The 21,044-nt window shown below is 73.6% G+C and carries 18 protein-coding genes; 14 read left to right on the top strand and 4 right to left on the bottom strand.

Annotated elements, in window-relative coordinates:
* Positions 1-136 precede the first annotated feature (136 nt).
* Positions 137-1,345 carry a serine hydrolase domain-containing protein gene (locus AFE02nite_RS07835; RefSeq protein WP_146819400.1) on the top strand — a complete coding sequence of 403 codons (1,209 nt, stop codon included), beginning with the start codon at positions 137-139 and terminating at the stop codon, positions 1,343-1,345.
* A gap of 45 nt (positions 1,346-1,390) precedes the next feature.
* Here the strand turns inward: AFE02nite_RS07835 and AFE02nite_RS07830 are convergent, their stop codons facing one another.
* The 3 genes from AFE02nite_RS07830 to AFE02nite_RS07820 form a co-directional block, all read right to left on the bottom strand.
* Positions 1,391-2,104 carry an alpha/beta fold hydrolase gene (locus AFE02nite_RS07830; RefSeq protein WP_146819399.1) on the bottom strand — a complete coding sequence of 238 codons (714 nt, stop codon included), beginning with the start codon at positions 2,102-2,104 and terminating at the stop codon, positions 1,391-1,393.
* A 77-nt stretch (positions 2,105-2,181) separates the two neighbouring features.
* Positions 2,182-3,243, bottom strand: a complete 1,062-nt coding sequence (locus AFE02nite_RS07825) for a glucose 1-dehydrogenase (protein ID WP_034245223.1) — start codon at positions 3,241-3,243, stop codon at positions 2,182-2,184.
* A 35-nt stretch (positions 3,244-3,278) separates the two neighbouring features.
* Entirely contained in the window at positions 3,279-5,072 is a 1,794-nt protein-coding gene (locus AFE02nite_RS07820) for a glycoside hydrolase family 15 protein (RefSeq protein WP_034245220.1), read from the bottom strand.
* A 173-nt stretch (positions 5,073-5,245) separates the two neighbouring features.
* On the opposite strand from AFE02nite_RS07820, the gene AFE02nite_RS07815 reads away from it, so the two are divergent.
* Positions 5,246-6,883 carry a cation:proton antiporter family protein gene (locus AFE02nite_RS07815; protein WP_034245216.1) on the top strand — a complete coding sequence of 546 codons (1,638 nt, stop codon included), beginning with the start codon at positions 5,246-5,248 and terminating at the stop codon, positions 6,881-6,883.
* A gap of 114 nt (positions 6,884-6,997) precedes the next feature.
* Positions 6,998-8,032 carry an alcohol dehydrogenase catalytic domain-containing protein gene (locus AFE02nite_RS07810; protein WP_052113588.1) on the top strand — a complete coding sequence of 345 codons (1,035 nt, stop codon included), beginning with the start codon at positions 6,998-7,000 and terminating at the stop codon, positions 8,030-8,032.
* Here the strand turns inward: AFE02nite_RS07810 and AFE02nite_RS07805 are convergent.
* Complete coding sequence (locus tag AFE02nite_RS07805) at positions 7,999-8,871, bottom strand: DeoR/GlpR family DNA-binding transcription regulator (protein ID WP_261765535.1); 873 nt, start codon at positions 8,869-8,871, stop codon at positions 7,999-8,001. The two genes, AFE02nite_RS07810 and AFE02nite_RS07805, sit on opposite strands and share 34 nt — an antisense overlap.
* A 129-nt stretch (positions 8,872-9,000) precedes the next feature.
* On the opposite strand from AFE02nite_RS07805, the gene AFE02nite_RS07800 reads away from it, so the two are divergent.
* From AFE02nite_RS07800 to AFE02nite_RS07750, 11 genes are all read left to right on the top strand, one after another.
* Complete coding sequence (locus tag AFE02nite_RS07800; RefSeq protein WP_034245213.1) at positions 9,001-10,047, top strand: substrate-binding domain-containing protein; 1,047 nt, start codon at positions 9,001-9,003, stop codon at positions 10,045-10,047.
* Between the two features lie 89 nt (positions 10,048-10,136).
* Positions 10,137-11,636, top strand: a complete 1,500-nt coding sequence (locus AFE02nite_RS07795; protein WP_034245210.1) for a sugar ABC transporter ATP-binding protein — start codon at positions 10,137-10,139, stop codon at positions 11,634-11,636.
* A complete protein-coding gene (locus tag AFE02nite_RS07790; protein WP_034245207.1) occupies positions 11,633-12,649 on the top strand; it encodes an ABC transporter permease in 1,017 nt (338 codons plus the stop codon). Before AFE02nite_RS07795 ends, AFE02nite_RS07790 begins: the two co-directional genes overlap by 4 nt.
* Complete coding sequence (locus AFE02nite_RS07785) at positions 12,646-13,743, top strand: ABC transporter permease (protein ID WP_261765534.1); 1,098 nt, start codon at positions 12,646-12,648, stop codon at positions 13,741-13,743. Before AFE02nite_RS07790 ends, AFE02nite_RS07785 begins: the two co-directional genes overlap by 4 nt.
* Before the next feature lie 24 nt (positions 13,744-13,767).
* Positions 13,768-14,769 carry a dihydroxyacetone kinase subunit DhaK gene (locus AFE02nite_RS07780; RefSeq protein ID WP_034245204.1) on the top strand — a complete coding sequence of 334 codons (1,002 nt, stop codon included), beginning with the start codon at positions 13,768-13,770 and terminating at the stop codon, positions 14,767-14,769.
* Positions 14,770-14,772: 3 nt separating this feature from the next.
* A complete protein-coding gene (locus AFE02nite_RS07775) occupies positions 14,773-15,396 on the top strand; it encodes a DAK2 domain-containing protein (protein WP_034245201.1) in 624 nt (207 codons plus the stop codon).
* A gap of 31 nt (positions 15,397-15,427) precedes the next feature.
* Positions 15,428-16,237, top strand: coding sequence for a BtpA/SgcQ family protein (locus AFE02nite_RS07770; protein ID WP_034245198.1), 810 nt, complete (start codon positions 15,428-15,430; stop codon positions 16,235-16,237).
* The gene (locus tag AFE02nite_RS07765; protein ID WP_034245195.1) at positions 16,234-17,742 is read left to right on the top strand and encodes an FGGY-family carbohydrate kinase; all 1,509 of its coding nucleotides are present in this window, start codon (positions 16,234-16,236) and stop codon (positions 17,740-17,742) included. Before AFE02nite_RS07770 ends, AFE02nite_RS07765 begins: the two co-directional genes overlap by 4 nt.
* Positions 17,739-18,845: an aminopeptidase gene (locus tag AFE02nite_RS07760; protein ID WP_052113587.1), complete on the top strand. Its 1,107-nt coding sequence runs from the start codon at positions 17,739-17,741 to the stop codon at positions 18,843-18,845. The genes AFE02nite_RS07765 and AFE02nite_RS07760 overlap by 4 nt, the downstream gene beginning before the upstream one ends.
* 98 nt (positions 18,846-18,943) lie before the next feature.
* Positions 18,944-19,627 (top strand): DUF6226 family protein, encoded by a 684-nt coding sequence (locus tag AFE02nite_RS07755; RefSeq protein WP_034245192.1) that lies wholly within the window; start codon positions 18,944-18,946, stop codon positions 19,625-19,627.
* A gap of 68 nt (positions 19,628-19,695) precedes the next feature.
* Entirely contained in the window at positions 19,696-21,018 is a 1,323-nt protein-coding gene (locus AFE02nite_RS07750) for an HNH endonuclease (protein WP_146819395.1), read from the top strand.
* Positions 21,019-21,044: the final 26 nt, after the last annotated feature.

Here is a 21,044-nt window from a genome sequence, read left to right as displayed (position 1 = left end):
GGGCGGGGGTCCGCACGGTGGGGCTGGCCCCACCACCGGTCGGCGGGGTGGCGCCATCGCGCGCGTCGCCCTGCCGACCGAGGGTGGACGGGTCCGGTCATCGCCCGCAGCCGCGGGCCCCACCGTAGGAGGACCCATGACCACACCCGACCACCGCGGCCCGCGGCGCCGCGCGCTCGCCGCGCTGCTCGCCGCGGGCGCCGTCGTCGGCGGCCTCGCCGGGACCGCGCCGGCCGCCGGCGCGGCCGGGCGAGCGGAGCCCGGCCCGACGGCCGTCGCCTCGCCCACCCGTCCGGCGGCGCCCGACCGCGAGCTGCAGGTCGCCCTCGACGGGCTCGTTGCCGACCACGGGTTCCCCGGGGTGCTCGCGACCGTCGTCGACGCCCGTGGCCGCGAGCGCGACGACACCGCCGGGGTCGGCGACCTGGCGACCGGCCGCCGCGTACCACCCGACGGCCAGGTGCGGATCGGCAGCAACACGAAGACGTTCACGGCGTCCGTGGTGCTGCAGCTCGTCGCCGAGGGGAAGGTCGCGCTCGACGAGCCGGTCGAGACGTACCTGCCCGGCGTCGTCCGCGGCGAGGGCATCGACGCGACCGCCATCACCGTGCGCAACCTGCTCCAGCACACGAGCGGACTGGCCGAGTACCTGCTCGGCATGGACCTGGGCAGCCCGCCCGACTTCTTCTCCATCCGCGACAGGTACTGGCAGCCGCGAGACCTGGTGGACCTGTCGCTCGCGCAGGGCGCGGACTTCCAGCCGGGCGAGCGGTGGGCCTACAACAACACGAACTACGTGCTCGCCGGGCTGATCGTGGAGCGGGTCACCGGCCGGCCGCTCGCCGAGCAGGTCACCGAGCGGATCATCGAGCCGCTCGGCCTGCACGACACGTACGTCCCGCTGCCGGGTGAGCGCGACCTGCGCGGGCGGTATCCGCAGGGCTACCACCCGCGGCCCGACGGGACCCTGGACGACATCACGCGCCTCGACCCGTCGATGGGCGGGGCCGCGGGGGACATGGTGTCCACGCCGAGCGACCTCAACCGCTTCTTCGCGGCGCTCGTCGCCGGCGAGGTGGTGCCGGCGGCGCAGCTCGAGCAGATGCAGACGACCGTGCCGATGCCGCCGGAGTACCCCGGCGACGGCTACGGCCTCGGGCTCATCAGCACGGAGCTGAGCTGCGGCGTCGTCGCCTGGGGGCACGGCGGCGACATCCCCGGGTACTCCAGCCGGGGCGGCGTGGTCGCGGACGGGCGCGCGGCGACGATCGTCACGACGTCGCTCGTGCCGTCGATGGAGGCACTCGCCGCAGCCGAGCAGGCGGTCGACACCGCCCTCTGCTGACGGCGTGCCCTGCCGACGCACCCGCTGCGGGGCGCGCCCTGGTGCTCAGCCGGCGCGTCCCGCAGCGTCGCCGTCGGCGCCGTCGACGGCCTCGGACAGGACGCGGGCCAGCTCGGCCGGCGCGGTGAGCATCGGCCAGTGGCCGCTGTCGAGGTCGACGTACGACACGCGGGCGGCCCGGGCCAGCTCCGGCACGTCGCCGCTGCCCACCCAGGCGCGGGCGTCGTCCGGCGAGAACTCCGGGCACACCACGACGACGGGCACCGCGAACCGCCGCTCGTCGCGCAGGCGCACGACGCCGCGGACGACGCCCTCGGGCACCGCGACGGCGCGGGTCTCGAACGCGCGGCGCGCGGCGTCGTCGAGGTCGGCGGCGTCGGCCTCTTCGAAGGCGTCCCAGCCCGCGAAGGGCATCACGCCGTCGGCCACGGGGAAGAAGTCGGCGTAGCGGCCGCCGTCGGCCGCCGGGAAGCCTCCGACGAGCGCGACGCCCGCGACGCGCTCGGGCCGCGCGTCGGCCGCCAGCCACGCGAGCGTCGCGGCGGCCGAGTGGCCGACCACCCAGACCGGGCGGTCGGCCGCGTCGACGGCGGCGACGACCGCGGCCGTCTGGTCGGCGAGCGTCGCGGCGGTGTCGCCGTCGCCCTGGCCCGGCAGCGCGACCGGGACGCCCCGGTGGCCGCGCGCCTCGAGCGCCCCGACGACGGCGTCCCACACCGACGCGTCCAGCCACAGCCCTCCGACGAGCAGGATCTCCATGCCCTCCCCCTCTCTCGCGCAGGTCGCGACCGTAGCGCCGGCCCCGGACACCCGGCGCGGCCCGCCTGGTCCCGCGTTCAGGACGCCCCGCCCCCGAGCGTGAGCACCACCTTGACGTCGTCGGCGCGCCGCTCGAAGGCCTCCGCGAACCGGTCGAGGGGCACGCGGCGCGTGACGAGGCGGCTCAGCCAGCCGACGTCGGCCCGTGCCAGGGCGTCCGCCGCGAGCCGGTAGTGGTGAAGGTTCGCGTTCACCGACCCGACGATCGCGTCGTTCTCCAGCACCATCTCCCGGTTCAGGCCGCCCCCGTCGATCCGGAGCGGCCGCCCGGTGGGGGAGACCCCGGTCAGGCACACGATGCCGTAGGCGGCGGTGGCGGCGACCGCGCCGAAGACGAGGGCCGGGACACCGGTCGCCTCGATCACGACGTCGGGGCTCGTCTCGCGGGCGACGTCGTCCAGGTCGCCGTGGTGGTAGGTCGCGCCGAGGTCCCTGACGAGCCGCGGCTTCGGGCCGTCGGTCACCCGGTCGAGGACGTGCACGTCCAGGCCGCGCTGCACACCGAGGAGCGCCGCGCGCAGCCCGATCGGTCCGGCGCCCGTGACAAGCGCCGTGCGCGGCTCGAACCAGGCCCGCCGGCCCACGTGCTCCACCTGCTCCCACGCCTTGGCCACGACGCTCGCCGGCTCCATGAGCACGCCGACGTCGGCCAGCCCGGGGTCGAGCACCACCGCGTAGTCCTCCTCGACGCGCCACAGGTCGCTCGCGTAGCCGTGGATCGCCTTGATGCCGCGCTCGGTATACCGGCCATTGCGGCACATGTCGAACTGCCCGGCCGCGCACGCCCCGCACGGCTCGGGGTCCGGCCGGCGGACCACCCCGACGACGAGGTCGCCCTCGGCGAAGCGGCTCCCGCGCGGGGCGGTCCGCACGCGACCGAGCGACTCGTGCCCGACGACGAGCCGGTCCTCGCCCGGCGGGGCCCAGCCGTAGTCGCCGTCGACGATCTCGTGGTCGGTGCCGCATACGCCGACGGCCAGGCCCTCGACGAGGAGGTCGCCGTCGCCCGCCATGGCGTCGGGCATCTCGGTGACCTGGAGCGAACCCGGCTGCTGGGGGACCACCGTGAGTGCGCGCATGGTGCTCTTCCTCCTCGGGGGCGGGGCCGTCGCCGTCAGGGCGCGGCCGGGGTGCGGGCCGGCCGGGTCCCGCTCAGGTGGCGGGCCGCGTTCACCAGGCCCACGTGGGAGTAGGCCTGGGGCATGTTGCCGAGCTGGCGACCGGTCGCGGTGTCGTACTCCTCGGCCAGCAGGCCCAGGTCGTTGCGCAGGTCGAGGAGCCGCTCGAAGACCTCCCGGGCCTGGGCGGTCCGGCCGGTGCCGTGCAGGGCGTCCGCGAACCAGAAGGTGCACGCGAGGAACGAGCCCTCGGCCCCGGGCAGGCCGTCGACGCCGCCGTCGGCGAACGGGTCGTAGCGGAGCACGAAGCCCTCGCGGTACAGCTCGCGCTCGACGGCCTCGACCGTGCCGACGACGCGCGGGTCGTCCCACGGGAGGAAGCCCGTCTGCGGGATGAGCAGGAGGGCGGCGTCCAGGCCGGCCGAGCCGTAGAACTGCGTGAACGTGCCCCGGTCGGCGTCGAAGCCGCGTGCGCAGACGTCCGCGTGGATGCGGTCGCGCAGGTCGCGCCACCGGGCGACCGGCCCCTCGAGCCCGAACTGCTCGACGGCGCGCACGGCCCGGTCGACGCCCGTCCACGCGAGCACCTTGGAGTGCACGAAGTCCCGCCGCGGGCCACGGACCTCCCACAGGGAGTTGTCCGGCTCGTGCCAGTGCCCCTCGAGGAAGTCGAGCAGGGCGCGCTGGAGGTCCCAGGCGCCGCCCTCCGACTGGATGCCGGCGACCCGGGACAGGTGCAGGCCGTCGAGGACCTCGCCCCACACGTCCAGCTGCAGCTGCCCGGACGCGGCGTTGCCGACACGCACCGGCCGGGAGCCCTCGTACCCGCCCAGCCAGTCGAGCTGGTACTCCGGCAGGCGCCGGGTGCCGTCCAGCCCGTACATGATCTGCAGGTCGGCCGGGTCGCCCGCGACCGCGCGCAGCAGCCACTCGCGCCACGCCTTGGCCTCGGCGACGAACCCGGTGCCCAGCAGTGCCTGGAGGGCGAAGGTCGCGTCGCGGAGCCAGCAGAAGCGGTAGTCCCAGTTCCGCGGGCCGCCGAGCTGCTCGGGCAGCGACGTCGTCGCGGCGGCGGCGATGCCGCCGGTCGGCGCGTAGGTGAGGGCCTTGACCGTGAGCAGCGAGCGGCGGACGGCGTCGGGCCAGCCGCCGTCGTAGCGGAAGTGGTGCATCCAGCGCGCCCAGAACTCCTCGGTCTGCGCCAGCGCGCGCCCGGCTTCGGCGGGCGTCGGGCGCGGCTCGTGGGACGGGCGGTAGGTGAGGACGAACGGGACCTGCTCCCCGGCGGCGACCGCGAAGTGCGCGTACGTCGTCAGGTCCCGGCCCTCGAGCTCCACGGGCGAGCGCAGCCACACGGCGTCGGGCCCGGCCACGGCCTCCAGCTGGCCGTCCACCGTGCGGACCCACGGGACGACGCGGCCGTAGTCGAACCGGATGCGCAGGGTCATCTCCATCGGCACCCGCCCGCTGACGCCCTCGACGACGCGCACGACGTCGGCGGCCTCGCCCCGCGGCGGCATGGCGTCGACCACCCGGACGGTGCCGTCGGGCGTCGTCCACTCCGTCTCGAGGATCAGCGAGTCGCCGCGGTAGCGGCGGCTCGTCGCGAGCCCGCCCGACGCCGGGGCGAGGCGCCACAGCCCGGCGTCCTCGTCGCCGAGCAGCGCCGCGAAGCACGCGGGGGAGTCGAAGCGGGGAAGGCAGAGCCAGTCGATCGAGCCGTCGCGCCCGACGAGCGCGGCCGTGTGCAGGTCGCCGACGATCCCGTAGTCCTCGATCCGCAGCGCCATCCGGGAGCCTCCCCTCGGTCCGGGCGGGCCCCGTGCGGTCGCGCGGCGCGTCCTGGCGCTCATGCAACCACCGGGCGACGGCGCCCGCGCGCCCGGGGTGAAAGGTTCGGGCGGTGTGCCCGCGGGGTGCTCCGGACGCGGGATGATCGCCCCACCGGCGGGAGGAGGCGCACGTGGGCATCGGGCTGTACCTCGTGGCCGCCGTGGTGGGCGGGCTCGTCGCCCTCGGGCTGCGGCTCCCGCCGCTGGTCGGGTACCTCGCCGCGGGGTTCGCGCTCGGCGCGTTCGGCGCGCCCGAGCCCGCCGGCCTCGAGGCCGTCGCGGACCTCGGCGTCGTGCTCCTGCTCTTCGCGATCGGCCTGAAGTTCGACGCCCGGACGCTGCTGCGGCGCGAGATCTGGGTGACGACGAGCGTGCACATCGTCCTGGCGACGGCCGTCGGGATGGGGTTCCTCGGGCTCGTCGCGCTCGTCGGCCCGCCGCTGCTCGCGGACGAGCCGGTCGGCGGGCTGGCGCTGATCGGGTTCGCGCTGTCCTTCTCCTCCACGGTGTTCGTCGTGAAGGTGCTCGAGGACCGGTCGGACACCACCTCGCTCTACGGGCGCATCGCCGTCGGCGTGCTGGTGCTCCAGGACGTGGTCGCGGTCCTCTTCATGGCGTTCGTCGCGGACGAGCCGCCGAGCCCGTGGGCGCTCGCGCTCGTCCTGCTCGTCCCGGGCTCATGGGTGCTGCACCGCATCTGGGACCACATCGGCCACGGCGAGCTGCAGGCGCTCTTCGGCGTCACGGTCGCCGTCGCGCTCGGCTGGGGGCTGTTCGACGCCGTGGGTCTCGAGCCGCAGCTGGGCGCCGTCGTCATGGGGGTGCTGCTGGCGCGGCACCCGAGCGCGCCGGAGCTGTCGCGCTCGCTGATGACGTTCAAGGACCTCATGCTCGTCGCGTTCTTCCTGCAGATCGGCCTCCACGGGACGCCGGGGCTGGAGGAGCTGCTGCTGGCCGTGCTCGTGCTGGCGCTGCTGCCCTTCCAGGTGGCGATCTTCGCCGTGCTGCTGTGGGCGCTGCGGCTGCGCCGGCGGACCGCGTTCCTGGCGAGCCTCGTGCTGGCGAACTTCTCCGAGTTCGGGATCATCGTCGCGTCCGTGGGCTCGTCGGCGGGGTTTCTTGACGAGCGCTGGCTGGTGGCGATCTCGATGGCCGTCGCGTTCAGCTTCGTGGTGTCCGCCCTGGTCAACCGGCGCGGCGTGGAGCTGGCCACGCGGATGGTCCGGCTGCTGCCGCACCACAGCACGCTGCAGCTGCACCCCGACGACCGGCTGGTCGACGTCGGGGACGCCGACGCGATGGTGCTCGGACTGGGGCGGATCGGCTCGGCGACGTACCTCAAGCTGCGCGACGAGTACGGGCTGCACGTGGTCGGCGTCGAGCACGACCAGGTGCGGGTGAACGACCTGCGCGCGCTCGGCTTCGAGGTGCTGCGCGCGGACGCCACCGACGTGGAGTTCTGGAACCGGGTGCAGCGCGCGGGCAAGGTGCGCGTCGTGGTGCTCGCCATGCCGTTCCACCGCGCCAACCTCATCGCGCTCGCCCGGCTGCACGCGGCCGGCTTCACCGGTCGCGTCGCGGCGGTCGCCCGCTACGACGACGACGTGCTCGAGCTCCAGCGGCACGGCGCGGACGCGGTGTTCCACCTGTACGGCTCGGCGGGCGACGCGCTCGCCGACCACGCGGCCGAGGTGCTGCACCGGCGGCCGCGGGCCCTGGACGGGCCGGGTGAGGACGCCGGCGCGACGCCGGAGATCGCCGGCGGCTGAGCCGCGGGTGACGTTCGTCACGATGGTTGCGGTCCCACGGTACATTCCCGTCGAATCGATACGGCCACCGAGTTGACCATGGGGCCGACGAGGTCCACAGTCGGCCCCGTGTCAATGATGCGCGCCAACGAGCTGACCACGCCCGCCCCCCTCGCGACCGGCCCGCTGGCCTGGCGCGACCGCGCCCGGCCCGAGCCCGGGCCGGGCCAGCTGCTCATCGAGGTGGCCGGCTGCGGCGTCTGCCGCTCGAACCTGCACATGATCGAGGGCGACTGGGTCGACGGCGGGGTGCCTGCGATCAGCCCGATCGTGCCGGGCCACGAGGTGACCGGCTACGTCGCGGCCCTGGGCGAGGGCGTGACGGACTTCGCCGTCGGCGACCGCGTGGGCGTGCAGCCGCTGTGGTGGGCGTGCGGCGAGTGCCGGTTCTGCCGGACGGGGCGGGAGCAGCTCTGCCACCGCCGCATCATCACGGGCGAGCACGTGGACGGCGGCTACGGGGAGTTCATGCTCTCCTGGGCCCACCACACGTACGTCGTCCCCGACGAGCTCGACCTGATCGACGCCGCGCCCCTGTTCTGCCCCGGGATCACCGCGTACGGCGTCGTGAGCAAGGTCGACGTCGGCCCCGGTGACGTCGTGGCGATCTTCGGGCTCGGCGGCGTCGGGCACATGGCCGTGCAGATGGCCGCGCTGACGGGGGCCGAGGTGGTGGCCGTCGGACGGACGCCCGCGCACCTGGAGGTGGCGCGCGAGCTCGGCGCGGCGCGCACCGTCGACTCGAGGGACCCGGCGGCGATGGAGGCGATCGCGGACTCCGCGGACGCCGTGCTCACCTTCGCCGGCTCGGACGAGGTGACGCAGCAGGCGATGCGGACGCTCGCCTGGGGCGGGACGCTGGTCAACGCCGTCCCCATCGACGTGCGCGACTTCCACTTCAACAGGGGCCAGACGATCAAGGGGTCGATCCTGGGCAACCGCGAGCAGATGCGCGCGGTGCTGCGCCTGGCCGCCGAGGGCAAGATCCGCACGGTCGTCGACCGCTACCCGATGACGCAGGCGCAGGGTGCGCTCGCGGACCTGGCCGGGGGGCGCCTGCGCTCGCGCGCGGTGCTCTACAACGACCGCGCGTCCACCGAGCGCGGCTGAGGGCGGCCCGGTCGCCGATGGTCGTCGCCGCCGTCCTCGTGGGGGTCGAGCGTCGCCCGGATGAGGGGGACCGGGAACTGTGCCGCGCGGAGCGGGTCCAGGTACTCGTCGGTGATGCCGGCGGTGAACATCTCGAAGTCGAAGACCTTGAAGAGGGCCTCGCGCCCGAACTTGGAGCTGTCGGCGACGAGGAAGGCCTCGGACGCGATGGCGCGCATCGTCCGCTTGACCTCGAGCTCGTAGCTGTTCGTGTTGTAGATCCCGTCCTCGTTCACGGCGTCGGCGCCGAAGACCGCCACGTGCACGCGCAGGTTCTGCAGCTGCTGGACCGACGTCGGGCCCCACATCGTGTAGACGTTCGGCAGCAGCTCGCCCCCGATGAAGACCAGGTGCGCGCTCTGGTTCTGCGCGACGGCGGCCCCGATGAGCAGGTCGTTGGTGACGACCGTGAGGTGCTTGCTGTGCAGGTGGCGGGCCACCTCGAGCGTCGTGCTCCCGCTGTCGAGGAGCACCGTCTGCCCGTCGAGGATCCGGTCCGCCATGGCCTGCCCGATGGCGCGCTTGTGCGGCCGGTGCAGCGTCTGCTTGAGGTCCATGGGCGCGTCGGTCTGGCGCACCGGCAGCGCACCTCCGTGCGTGCGCTGCACGAGATCGCGCGCCTCGAGCTCGGCGAGGTTGCGCCGGATCGTCGACTCGGTGACCCCGAAGTGCTTCGCCAGGTCCGTCACCGACACAAAGCCACGCTCGAGCAGTAGCTCGACTGTCTCAGCCTGTCGCGACACTGCGACCCCCTCTCGCTCCGCGACAGCGTAGCGCACGGTATGCGCGATATCGCGCATGTCCCTTCGCGAAGCCGCGCAGAGGCATGCGCGAGTTCGTTGACAGATGCGCGCGGAAACCCGTACCGTCGCGCTCACCGCTGATGCCGGCACGGCAAGGGCGATGCCAGATCACAAGGGAGTGAACCTATGAAGCACAGGAGGCTGGCCGGCGGGATCCTCGTCGGCACGATGGCGATGGCGCTGGTCGCGTGCAGCTCGGTCGACGAGGCCGAGCCGAGCGACGGGGCCAGCGACGACTCGTCGTCCGCCCCGGTCGAGGACGGCGCGTACGTGACCGTCGTGAAGGCGACGGGCATCGGCTGGTTCGACCGCATGGAGGTCGGCGTCGACGAGTGGGCCGCCGAGACGGGCCTCGACGCCCGCCAGGAGGGCCCCGCCGAGGCCACCAACGAGGGCCAGGTGTCGATCATCCAGGACCTCATCGCGCAGAAGCCCGTGGCCATCACGGTCGTCCCGAACGACCTGGCCGGGCTCGAGAGCGTCCTGGCCCAGGCCCGCGAGGCCGGGATCATCGTCGTCAGCCACGAGGCCGTCGGGATCGAGAACGTCGACATCGACATCGAGGCCTTCGAGAACAAGGCGTACGGCGCCCAGATCATGGAGAACCTGGGCGAGTGCACCGGCGGCACCGGGCAGTACGTGCAGATGGTCGGTCGCCTGACCAACGGCTCCCACTCCGAGTGGATCCAGGGCGCGTACGACCTGCAGCAGGCCGAGTTCCCCGACATGGTCCGGGTCGAGGACCCGATCGAGTCGGAGGAGAACGAGGAGGTCGCCTACAACAAGGCGAAGGAGATCCTCGCGAAGTACCCGGACATCGCGGGCTTCCAGGGCTCGGCGGGCACCGACGTGGTCGGCATCGCGCGGGCCGTCGAGGAGGCCGGCAAGTCCGACTCCGTGTGCGTCATGGGCACGAGCATCCCGTCCGTGGGTGGCAGCTACCTCGAGAGCGGCGCGATCGACAAGATCTTCTTCTGGGACCCGGCTCTCGCCGGCAAGGCGCAGCTCGCCATCGCCCGGATCCTCGCCGACGGCGGCACGATCGAGGAGGGGACCGACCTCGGTATCCCCGGCTACGAGTCCCTGGTGAAGCTCGCGGGCGCTGACAACGCGTTCGCCGGCAACGCGGGCGTCGCGGTCGACCTGTCCAACGTGGCCGACTACGACTTCTGACCGGCTGAGCCGTTCGCTTCCTGGGTGGGCCGGGCCTCGTGCCCGGCCCACCCGGGAGGCGGGGGCGCCAAGGGATGCAGGTGGAACCCATGACCGTGACTGCCACACCAGTCCTCGAGGTCCGCGACATCGTCAAGACGTACGGCGGTGTGCACGCGCTGGACGGGGTCTCCCTGTCGCTCGCGCCGGGCGAGGTGCACTGCCTCGCCGGTGAGAACGGCAGCGGCAAGTCGACCCTCATCAAGATCATCAGCGGCGTCGAGCGCGCCGACAGCGGTGCGATCACCATCGACGGCACGACGCACGGGCACCTCACCCCCAACGAGGCCATCCGCAGCGGCGTCCAGGTGATCTACCAGGACTTCTCCCTCTTCCCGAACCTCTCCGCCGCCGAGAACATCGCGATGCTGAGCGAGCTCGCCGAGCGCCGCGTCCTCTCGTCGCGGTCGCGCATCCGCGCCGCCGCCCAGCGCGTCGTCGACGACCTGGGACTGTCCCTCGACCTCGACGCCGAGGTGGAGCGGCTGTCCGTCGCCGACCGCCAGCTCATCGCGATCTGCCGCGCGCTCGTCAACGACGCGAAGGTCCTCATCATGGACGAGCCGACGACGGCGCTGACCTACAGCGAGGTCCAGCGGCTCTTCGTCATCGTGCGCCGGCTGCAGCAGCGCGGCGTCGCGATCGTGTTCGTCAGCCACAAGCTCGACGAGGTGCTCGCCATCTCCCAGCGGCTGACCGTCCTGCGCAACGGCCGCGTGGTCGAGTCGGGCGACGCGTCGGGCTACACCCGGCGCGCCGTGTCGAAGGCGATGACCGGCCGCGACGTGAGCGAGACCCGGCTGGTCAACGACGTCGCCCCCGACGCCCCGCAGCTGCTCGAGGTCGAGCACCTCAGCCGGGCCGGCGGGTTCGACGACGTGTCCTTCGCGCTCCGCGCCGGCGAGATCCTCGGCATCACCGGGCTCCTCGGCTCGGGCCGCTCCGAGATCGCCGAGGCGGTGTTCGGCATCAACCCGGCCGACTCCGGCCGGATCCTCGTCCAGGGCAAGCCCCGACGGATCGCGTCCATCCACGACGCCGTCGACGCGGGCATCGGCTACGTGCCCGAGGACCGGCTCACGCAGGGCCTGTTCCTCGACATCCCGATCGCCGAGAACATGGTCGCGGCCTCGCTCGACGCCTACCGCACGCGGTTCGGCCTGCTCGACAGGCGGCGGATCCGGCGGTCCATCGCGGACCTCTTCGGTCGCCTGCGCATCCAGGCCCCGAACTCCTCGGCCGTCGTCCGGAGCCTGTCGGGCGGCAACGCGCAGCGCGTCGTCCTCGCCAAGTGGCTCGACCGCAAGCCCGCGATCCTCCTGCTCAACGGCCCCACCGTCGGGGTCGACGTGGGCTCGAAGGAGGAGATCGTCACGATCCTGCGGGAGCAGGCCGCGGCCGGCATGGGCATCGTCGTCATCTCGGACGACATCCCCGAGCTGGTCAGCTGCTGCCACCGGATCCTCATCATCCACGACGGCCACGTCGTCGCCGAGCTCGCGGGCGACGACATCGATGCCGACGAGATCCAGCGAAGGATGGCAGCATGACCGCCCGGCTCGCCCGTCTGCGCGGCCCCAACAACGAGGGTCTGCTGCTCGCGGTCATCGTGCTCGTCGTCATCGCGATGTCGCTGGCCAGCCCGGCCTTCTTCACCGCGGGCACGTTCTTCGCCCTCGTCCGCAGCTCGATGGTGCCGCTGATCTTCGCGCTCGGCGTGCTGCTCGTGCTCATCTCGGGCGGCGTCGACGTCTCGTTCCCCGCCATCGCGATCTTCGCGGCCTACACCACCGTCACGCTCTTCATGGACGGCTCGGGTGGGACGGCCCTGGTGATCTTCGCCGTGGCGATGCTCATCGGCGCCGGCCTGGGCATGCTCAACGGCGTCGTCATCGCGAGGTTCCGGCTCCCGACGCTGATCGTGACGCTCGGCACGCAGGGGATCTTCAAGGGCGTCCTCATCGCCTACATCGGCTCGGCCTACATCTCCGCGGGCGACCTGCCCTCGGCGATCACCGAGGCCTCCGACCGGCACCTCGTCGACGTCGCCGGTGGCGGGTACCTGCACTTCCTGATCGTCCCGGTCGTCGTGATCGTGCTGCTCGTCGCGGCCATGCTGAAGTGGACCGTCTTCGGGCGCAGCATCTACGCCATCGGCGGCGACACCGAGGCCGCCCGGCGCGTGGGCATCCGCGTGGTGCGCACGCAGGTCTGGCTCTACATGCTCGTCGGTGCCCTCGCGGCGTTCGGCGGCGTCGTCTACGTCATCCTCGGCAAGAACGCCAACCCCCAGAGCCTCGTCGGCACGGAGCTCGACATCATCGCCGCGGTCGTCCTGGGCGGCGCGTCGATCTTCGGCGGGCGCGGGTCCGTCGGCGGCACGGTGCTCGGCGTCGTGCTCGTGCAGCTCATCAACAACAACCTCGTGCTCGTCGGCATCCCGAGCACCTGGCAGCGAGCTGCTGTCGGCGTGCTCCTCCTGCTGGGCGTCAGCATCCAGGCCTTCGCCGCCACGCGCGGCCGGAGCCGACCCGTCGCGGTCCAGAAGGAGGTGGCGGCGTGAACGGCACCCGTGGCGCGCTGTCCGAGATGAACGGCCGCGTGGACAACGCCTTCTCCGCGGCGATCGACCGCATCCACGTCGCCCACGGCGTGGGCCGGATGGCCCTGCTGCTCGTCGTGACGTTCGGGTTCTTCGCGGTCCTGCGGCCGGAGATCTTCCTCAACAGCGTCAACCTGCAGAACATCGGCATCGCCGCGCCCGAGATCGGCGTGCTCGCGCTCGCCCTCATGCTCGCGATGCTCACGGGCGGCATCGACCTGTCGGTGGTCTCCATCGCCAACGGCGCCGCCATCACCGTCTCCTCGATCTACACGCACTTCGCGACGACGCAGGGCGCGGACGCGGCGGCCTCGATGACGCCGCTGGTGCTGCTCGCCGGGCTCGCCGTCGGAGCGCTCCTCGGTGCGGTCAACGGCGTGCTCATCAGCATGGTGGGCATCACGCCGATCCTGGCGACGCTCGGCACGATGCAGGTCTTCAACGGGCTCGCGCTCGTGTGGACCGGTGGCGTGACGATCTCCGGTGCGCCGGCGGCGCTCCGCTCGCTCGGGTCGACGGCCGTCGCCGGGGTACCGGTGCTCGCGCTGGTGCTGCTCGTCGCGGCCGCGCTCGTGGCCGTGCTCGTGAACCGCACGCCGATCGGTCGCAAGGTGCAGCTCCAGGGGGCCAACCCCGTGGCGAGCACGTACTCCGGCATCAGCAAGCGCGCCACGCTCATGACGACGTACGTCACCAGCGGCCTGCTGGCCGGGGTCGCCGGGCTCATGTTCCTCGCCCGGAACCCGTCCGCGAGCGCCGACTACGGCTCGAGCTACGTGCTCCTGGTCATCGTGATCGTGGTGCTCGGCGGCACGAACCCGAACGGCGGCTCCGCGACGGTGCTCGGCGTGCTCCTCGCCGCCGTCACCCTCCAGGTGGTCTCCAGCGGCTTCACCGCGCTCCGGCTGTCCGCCTACGAGTACGCCATCGCGCAGGGCGTGATCCTCGTCGGCGTCATGGTGCTCGACCAGGTGAAGTTCCGGCGCCGACGCGGGCGTCGCGCGATGTCGGGGACGGCCGCCCCGGAACCGGCCACGAGCGCTCCCACCCACTGATCCGACGGAACGGACGGACCGATCATGAAGAAGATCATCAACGCGCCCGAGGACTTCGTCGACGAGTTCGTCGAGGGCATCCTCCTGGCCCACCCGGACCTCGTCCGGACACCCGGCGACGACCTGCGGGTGATGGTGCGCGCGGACGCGCCGCTCGCCGGCAAGGTGGGCATCGTCACGGGCGGTGGCTCCGGCCATCTGCCCCTGTTCAAGGGGTACGTCGGGGCCGGGCTGTGCTCCGGCGTCGCCATCGGGAACGTCTTCAGCTCGCCGAGCTCGGACCAGATCCTGCAGGCGACCAAGGCCGTCGACGGCGGCGCGGGCGTCCTCTACCTGTACGGCAACTACGGCGGCGACGTCTTCAACTTCGACCTCGCGTGCGACCTGGCCGAGCTCGAGGGCATCCCGACGGCGACCGTGCTCGGCCGCGACGACGTGGCGAGCCAGCCGCGCGAGCGCAAGCACGACCGGCGCGGCGTCGCGGGCATCCTCTTCGCGTACAAGGCCGCGGGCGCGGCCGCCGAGCGCGGCGACTCGCTCGAGCAGGTCGTGGCGGTCACCGAGGACGTCGTCGAGCACACGGCGACGATCGGCATCGGGCTCGCGCCGACCATCATGCCGACCACGGGCAAGCCCTCGTTCGAGCTGCCCGACGGCGAGATGGAGATCGGCATCGGGATCCACGGCGAGCCGGGCTCGCGGCGCGGTCCGCTCGAGACGGCGGACGAGATCGCCGACCACCTCACGTCGGCCCTCGTGGACGACCTCGGGCTCGGCGAGGGCTCGCGCGTGGCGGTGCTCGTCAACGGCCTCGGTGCCACGCCGCTGGAGGAGCTGTACGTCCTCTACCGCCGCACGCACCGGTTCCTCGCGGACCGCGGGATCGAGATCGTCAAGAAGTACGTCGGGGAGTACGCCACGAGCCTCGAGATGGCCGGCGCGTCGATCTCGCTGCTCGAGCTCGACGACGCCCGCCTGGAGCTCCTCGAGGCCCCGGCCCGTTCGCCGTTCTTCCGGGAGGGCTGAGACGTGCGCGGCATCGAGCTCAACCAGCACATCCGGGCGAGCCTGGCCCTCCTGATCGAGTCCGCGGACGAGCTGCGCGACCTCGACCAGGCGCTCGGCGACGGCGACCTCGGCATCACGGTCACGGCCGGCTCGCGGGCGGTGATCACCGAGCTCGAGCAGCTCGGCGACGCCGCGACCCCGACCGAGATCGCGCGGACCGCCGCCAAGGCCTTCGCGAACGCCAACCCGTCGACGATGGCGGCGCTCGTCGCCGGCGCCCTGCTGTCCGGTTCCCGGACGTGGGAGGGCAAGGACGAGATCGGGCTGCCCGAGGCGTCGGCGTTCGTCGCCGCCGCGGCGGCCAGCATCGCGCACCGCGGCAAGACCGAGGTCGGCGACAAGACCATCCTCGACGGCATCGTCGCCGCGGCAGACGCCCTCGCCTCGGCCGGCGACCCGGCCGAGGGGATGACGTCCGCCTGCGACGCCGCGGCGCGCGCGGTGCGCGAGACCACCGAGCTGCAGTCCCGCCGTGGCCGCGCCTCCTGGCTCCAGGAGCGCAGCATCGGCCTCCCGGACCCGGGCGCGACGGCGTTCTGGCGCTTCCTCGAGGCATGGGCGGTCGTGTCCGCCCGCCCCCACTAGCCCCAACCATCACAACGAACGGACAACTGCAATGAACACCTGGCTCGACGAGGTCTTCGACGTCAAGAAGCCGATCATCGGCATGTGCCACCTGCCCGCGCTGCCGGGTGACCCCGGCTACGACGCGGCGGGCGGCATGACCGCCGTGCTCGAGCACGGACGTCGAGAGATCACCGCCCTCCAGGAGGGTGGGGTCGACGGCATCCTGATCTCGAACGAGTTCAGCCTCCCCTACCTCACGAACACGGAGCCGGTGACCGCGGTCACCATGGCCCGCGTCATCGGCGAGCTCCGCTCGGAGCTGTCCGTGCCGTTCGGCGTGAACGTGCTCTGGGACGGCGTGGCCTCGATCGACCTGGCCGTCGCGACGGGCGCCTCCTTCGTCCGCGAGGTGTTCACCGGCGTGTACGCGTCGGACTTCGGCATGTGGAACACCGACGTCGGCCGCGCGGCGCGGCACCGTGCGCGGATGGGTGCCTCCGGCGTCCGCCTGCTCTACAACATCGTCCCCGAGGCCGCGGCCTACCTGGGCGGTCGCGAGCTCGCGCAGATGACCCGCTCCACGGTCTTCAACGGCGCGCCCGACGGCCTGTGCGTCTCGGGCCTGACGGCCGGTGCCGCGACGGACACCTCCACCCTCAAGGTGGTCAAGGAGAACGCGGGCGCCGTGCCGGTGTTCGTCAACACGGGCGTGCGCCCCGACACGGTCGCGGAGAGCCTGCAGTACGCGGACGCTGCGATCGTGGGCACGTGGTTCAAGAAGGACGGCAAGTTCGAGAACGACGTCGAGGCGGCGCGCGTCGCCGACCTGATGAGCGTGGTTCGGGGCGTCCGGGCATGACCTTCCTCGGCGTCGACGTGGGCACCTTCGAGTCGAAGGGCGTCCTCGTCGACGCCGAGGGCACCGTCCTGGCGCAGTCGCGGCGTCGACATCAGATCTCGACGCCGCGGCCGGGACACGTGGAGCAGGACCCCGAGCTCGACTGGTGGGCCGACGTCGTCGTCATCGCCCGCGAGCTGATGGCGCACCCGGCCGCGCGCGACCTGCGCGGGGTGGGGCTCAGCGCCATCGGCCCGTGCGTGGTGGCGACCGACGAGGAGCTGACGCCCCTGCGGCCGGCCATCCTCTACGGCGTCGACACGCGGGCCGCGCGCCAGATCGACGCGCTCGTCGGCGCGCTCGGGGAGCAGGAGATCCAGCGGCGCTGCGGCAACGCGCTGACCAGCCAGTCGGCGGGGCCGAAGATCGCCTGGCTGCGCGACGAGGAGCCCGACGTCTGGTCGCGGGCACGCTGGTTCATGACGAGCCAGTCGTGGCTCGTGGCGAAGCTCACCGGCGAGGTGGTCATCGACCACGCGACCGCCGGCTACTTCCACCCGCTGTACGACCTGCAGGCCGCGCGCTGGGACGTGACCGGCTGCGAGGACGTTGTCACCGCCGACCGCCTGCCGCGGCTCGGCTGGACCACCGACCTCGCCGGGACCGTGCACGCGCGCGCCGCCGCCGAGACCGGGATCCCCGAGGGCACGCCCGTCATCGTCGGGACGACCGACGCGCCCGCCGAGGCCGTGGCGGCCGGGGTCGTCGACGACGGCTCGCTCATGGCGATGTACGGCTCGAGCGGGTACTTCATCCGGGTCGGCTCGACGCCGATCACCGACCCGTCGCTGTGGGCGGCGCCGTTCGTCCTCGAGGGCACCTACGTGCTCGCGGCCGGCACGGCCACCACCGGCACGGCCACCCGGTGGGTCGCCGACGCGCTCGGCATCACCGACGAGCGCGACGAGGTGACCTTCGCCCGGCTGCTCGAGCTCGCCGAGGGCTCGCCGGCCGGCGCCCGCGGCGTGCTGGTGCTGCCGCACTTCGCCGGCGAGCGGACCCCGTTCCAGGACCCGCACAGCCGGGGTGCGATCGTCGGGCTCGGGCTCGAGCACACGCCGGCGGACATCGCGCGCGCCGTGCTGGAGGGCATCGGGCACGCCACCGCGGAGGCCGTGGGCACCTACGCGCGGTGCGGCGTCCCCGTGAGCCGCGTCGTCGCCATCGGCGGCGCCACCAAGAACCCCGTGGTCATGAGCACGGTCTCGACCCTGACCGGGCTCACCCAGGACGTCGCCGCGACCCCCGGCGCCTCCCACGGCGACGCGTTCCTCGCGGCGCTCGGGACGGGCGCCGTGGAGCTGGCCGACGGGCGTCGCTGGTGGTCGGTGGACCGTTCGGTGCCACCCGACCCCGCCAGCGCCGAACGGCTGCGGGCCGACCACCGAGCGTTCGTGGACCTCTACCGGGCGCTGGCGCCCTGGAACCGCGAGCGGGACATGAGCACGAGAGGAGACGGCGCGTGACCGACATCGACTGGAGGACCGTCGTGCGACTCGTCGCCGACGGCGTCGCGCTGGGCGAGGGCGACCGCGTGTCGGTCTTCGTCACCGACACCGCCGCGATGGACGCCGTCGCGGCGTTCGTGGACGAGGCATGGCGGCGCGGCGCGGTCCCGCAGGTCGTGGCCACGGACGAGCGGTTCGACACGTCCGCGCTGCGCTGGGCGCCGGAGGCGGCGCTGTCGGCGGCGCCCCCGCTCGAGGCGGCGGCCATGGAGTGGTCCGACGTGCACGTGTCGTTCCGCGCGATGACCAGCCCGGTGCTCGACGCCGACCCCGCGCGCATCGCGGCCCTGCGGCACGGCCGCGGGCTCGTCTCGACCATGCGCTGGCAGGGGACGCGGTGGGCTCTGGTGCGCGTGCCCACGCCGCGCTGGGCGTCGGCCATGGGCCTGGACGCCGAGCAGCTGCTGCGCGAGTGGGTCGCGTCGTTCGACGCGGACTGGTCGGAGGCGGCGGGTCGGATGCAGCGCCTGTGCGACCGGCTCGGCAGCGCGCGGCGGGTGGTCATCGAGGACCCGACGTCGCGCCTGGAGATCGGCGTCGAGGGGCGCGTCTGGATCCCCTTCTCGGGCAACGCGAACTGGCCCGACGGCGAGATCGCGACCGCCCCGCGCGAGGACGACATCGAGGGGGTCATCCGGTTCCCGGGGGCGCTCTCGTTCGGCGGGGTGCTCGTGCGCGACCTCGAGCTCGAGTTCTCCGGCGGGCTGATCGTGGCCGAGCGGGCGAGCGAGGGGGTCGACTTCGTCACGCGGCTGTTCGACACCGACGAGGGCTCGCGGCGCGTCGGCGAGCTCGGCATCGGGACCAACGCGGCGCTGACCACGATGACGGGCGACCTGCTCATCGACGAGAAGATCCTCGGCACGGTGCACATCGCGCCGGGGCGCGCGTACCCGGAGTGCGGCGGGGTCAACGAGTCCGCGCTGCACTGGGACATCGTCAAGGACCTGCGGGGGACGGGCGGTGCGCCGCGCGGCTCCCTGCGGGTCGACGACGAGTGGCTCGTGCGCGACGGCGAGGTGCAGCCGGCGCTGCTGGAGGCGGCGGTGGGCGGGCGCTGACGCCCGAGAGCGCCGGGCGCCGACGGCGCCGAGGGCAGGGCCCGGCGGCGGAAGAACTCCGTGGCGCCCCCGGGGCGGGCCTGCGTACGGTCGGGCGCGTGGTCACCATCGACGCGCTGCAGGGCGAGGTCGACGCGCGCTTCGGCCGCCTCGGCCTGCCCTCGTGGGCCGACCCGCACCCCGACCGCCGGCCCCACGACGACGAGTACTCGCGTCTGACGGACCCCGGGCGCCACGTCGTCGTGCACGAGCGCGCACGCGTGTGGGCGCAGGTGCTGCGGGACCGGCTGGGTGCGCGCGTCGACCGGCTGCCCGCCGAGCCGATGACGGTCGCCCACGGTCAGCGGTACGGGTTCGACCGCGGGGTGCGGGTCATGTCGTCGCGGCCCGGGACGCTGCCGCTGCTCCTGCTCGAGCGCGACGGGCGCGACCGGCCGGGCGACGCGCCCCTGCCCGTGCTGGTGCTGGCGGTGGCGCGGACGGACGTCACGCTGGCGCAGTGGCCGGACTGCGGCTGCGACGCGTGCGACTCGGGGTCGGCGGACCTGCTGGAGGCCGTCGACGGCTCGGTACGGGAGGTCGTCGGCGGGCCGTGCGTCGTCCTGCAGGGGCCCGGCTGGGGCGGGCGGTGGGTGCCCAACGGCGGCAGCGCTTACAGCCGGGGTGCGGAGCGGCATGAGTTCCGCGCCCTCATGGAGGTGTGCCGGCGCCTGGCCGCCGGCGAGGACGTCGCCCCGCCCGACGGCACGAAGGCCTTCGTCGGGCGGTCCTGGCTGGGGTGACCGGCCGGGCCGTGGCGATCCGTGTCCGGTTTGTTGCGATTCGAACAGGTGTTCGATACGATGTGGGCATGGAAGCCGCCGAGGTCGCCCGGGTGTGCCGGCGGCTGCGCACCGGCGCGATTCCTGCTGCCGACGGCGAGCGGATCGACCTGCTTCGTGCGCTCGAGGAGCTGAAGTCGGTCGCGACGGCGGTCCAGGCCTCGGTGGCCCTCGCGGTGGACGCCCGGGCCCGCGAGGTCGAGGCCGCCGCTGGCGTGCCCGCCGAGCACCGGGGCCGTGACGTGCCCGTGCGCCTGGGCCTCGCGCTGCGCGAGTCGCCGGTGCGGGCGCGGTCCTTCCTCGGCGCGGCGAAGGCCTGGCACGCCGAGATGCCGCACACGTTCGCCGCGCTGCGGGCAGGGGTGCTCTCGCCGTGGCGGGCGACCGTCCTCGTGCGCGAGACGGCGTGCCTCCCGGTCGAGGTGCGGGTGCGGATCGACGAGGAGGTGTGCGCGGACCAGCGGTCGCTCGGGGGCCTCGGCACCCAGGCCCTGGTCGCGCGGGTGCGGCGACGCGCGGCCGACCTGGACCCGGCGGCCGTGGCGGCCCGTGCGCGGCGGGCGGCGGGAGACCGCGCCGTGTGGGTGCGGCCGGCGCCCGACACGATGACCTACGTGACGGCGCTGCTACCGGTGGCGCAGGGGGTGGGCGTCTACGCCGCCCTGCGGCGCGCGGCCGACCTTGCCGGCGGCGACGGGCGCTCGCGCGGCCAGGTGATGGCGGACACGCTCGTCGAGCGGGTCACGGGGCAGGCGACCGCGGACGCGGTGCCCGTGATGGTGAACCTGGTGATCTCGGACGAGACGCTGCTCGGCTCCGGCTCGGCCCCGGCTGCGGTGGTGGACGCTGCGGGTGCCGGTGGAGCGGTGCCCGCGCAGGTGGCCCGGGCGATGGTCGCGGGCGGTCTGGACGCCGATGCCGCCTGGCTGCGCCGGATCTACGCGGATCCCGCCGGCCGGCTGGTCGCGGCGTCGTCGGCTGGCCGGTTCTTCGCGGACGGGCTGGCGGACCTGCTCCGCGTCCGGGACCAGGGCCTGTGCCGGACGCCCTACTGCGATGCGCCCGTGCGGCACCTCGACCACGTGCGCCCGGCCGCGCAGGACGGACCGACCGAGCTCGAGAACGGACAGGGGCTGTGCGAGGCGTGCAACCTCGCCAAGAACGCCGGCGGGTTCACGCAGGCGGTCACGGGCGATGGTCTGCACACCGTGATCACGACGACGGCGACCGGGCACCGGTACCGCTCGACGGCGCCACCGCTGCCGCGACCGGCGAAGGCCTGGCCCCGGGGAAGGCCCGAGGCATCTCCGGCGGAGGTGCTGCTCGCGGAGCTCCTTGCGCGAGTGGCATGACGGCGCATCGGTCAAGGCCGGGTAGG

The sequence above is a fragment of the Actinotalea fermentans genome (assembly GCF_007991475.1).
Classification (GTDB): Bacteria; Actinomycetota; Actinomycetes; order Actinomycetales; family Cellulomonadaceae; genus Actinotalea; species Actinotalea fermentans.
Note: the sequence above shows the minus strand (reverse complement) of the source record. Positions and strands in the feature narration are given on the sequence as shown.

Coding starts and splice junctions, on each gene's coding strand:
- AFE02nite_RS07770 (WP_034245198.1), top strand. CDS start 15,428: ATGAACACCTGGCTCGACGAGGTCTTCGACGTCAAGAAGCCGATCATC.
- AFE02nite_RS07795 (WP_034245210.1), top strand. CDS start 10,137: ATGACCGTGACTGCCACACCAGTCCTCGAGGTCCGCGACATCGTCAAG.
- AFE02nite_RS07835 (WP_146819400.1), top strand. CDS start 137: ATGACCACACCCGACCACCGCGGCCCGCGGCGCCGCGCGCTCGCCGCG.
- AFE02nite_RS07765 (WP_034245195.1), top strand. CDS start 16,234: ATGACCTTCCTCGGCGTCGACGTGGGCACCTTCGAGTCGAAGGGCGTC.
- AFE02nite_RS07780 (WP_034245204.1), top strand. CDS start 13,768: ATGAAGAAGATCATCAACGCGCCCGAGGACTTCGTCGACGAGTTCGTC.
- AFE02nite_RS07810 (WP_052113588.1), top strand. CDS start 6,998: ATGATGCGCGCCAACGAGCTGACCACGCCCGCCCCCCTCGCGACCGGC.
- AFE02nite_RS07825 (WP_034245223.1), bottom strand. CDS start 3,243: ATGCGCGCACTCACGGTGGTCCCCCAGCAGCCGGGTTCGCTCCAGGTC.
- AFE02nite_RS07820 (WP_034245220.1), bottom strand. CDS start 5,072: ATGGCGCTGCGGATCGAGGACTACGGGATCGTCGGCGACCTGCACACG.
- AFE02nite_RS07830 (WP_146819399.1), bottom strand. CDS start 2,104: ATGGAGATCCTGCTCGTCGGAGGGCTGTGGCTGGACGCGTCGGTGTGG.
- AFE02nite_RS07790 (WP_034245207.1), top strand. CDS start 11,633: ATGACCGCCCGGCTCGCCCGTCTGCGCGGCCCCAACAACGAGGGTCTG.
- AFE02nite_RS07800 (WP_034245213.1), top strand. CDS start 9,001: ATGAAGCACAGGAGGCTGGCCGGCGGGATCCTCGTCGGCACGATGGCG.
- AFE02nite_RS07805 (WP_261765535.1), bottom strand. CDS start 8,871: ATGCGCGATATCGCGCATACCGTGCGCTACGCTGTCGCGGAGCGAGAG.
- AFE02nite_RS07750 (WP_146819395.1), top strand. CDS start 19,696: ATGGAAGCCGCCGAGGTCGCCCGGGTGTGCCGGCGGCTGCGCACCGGC.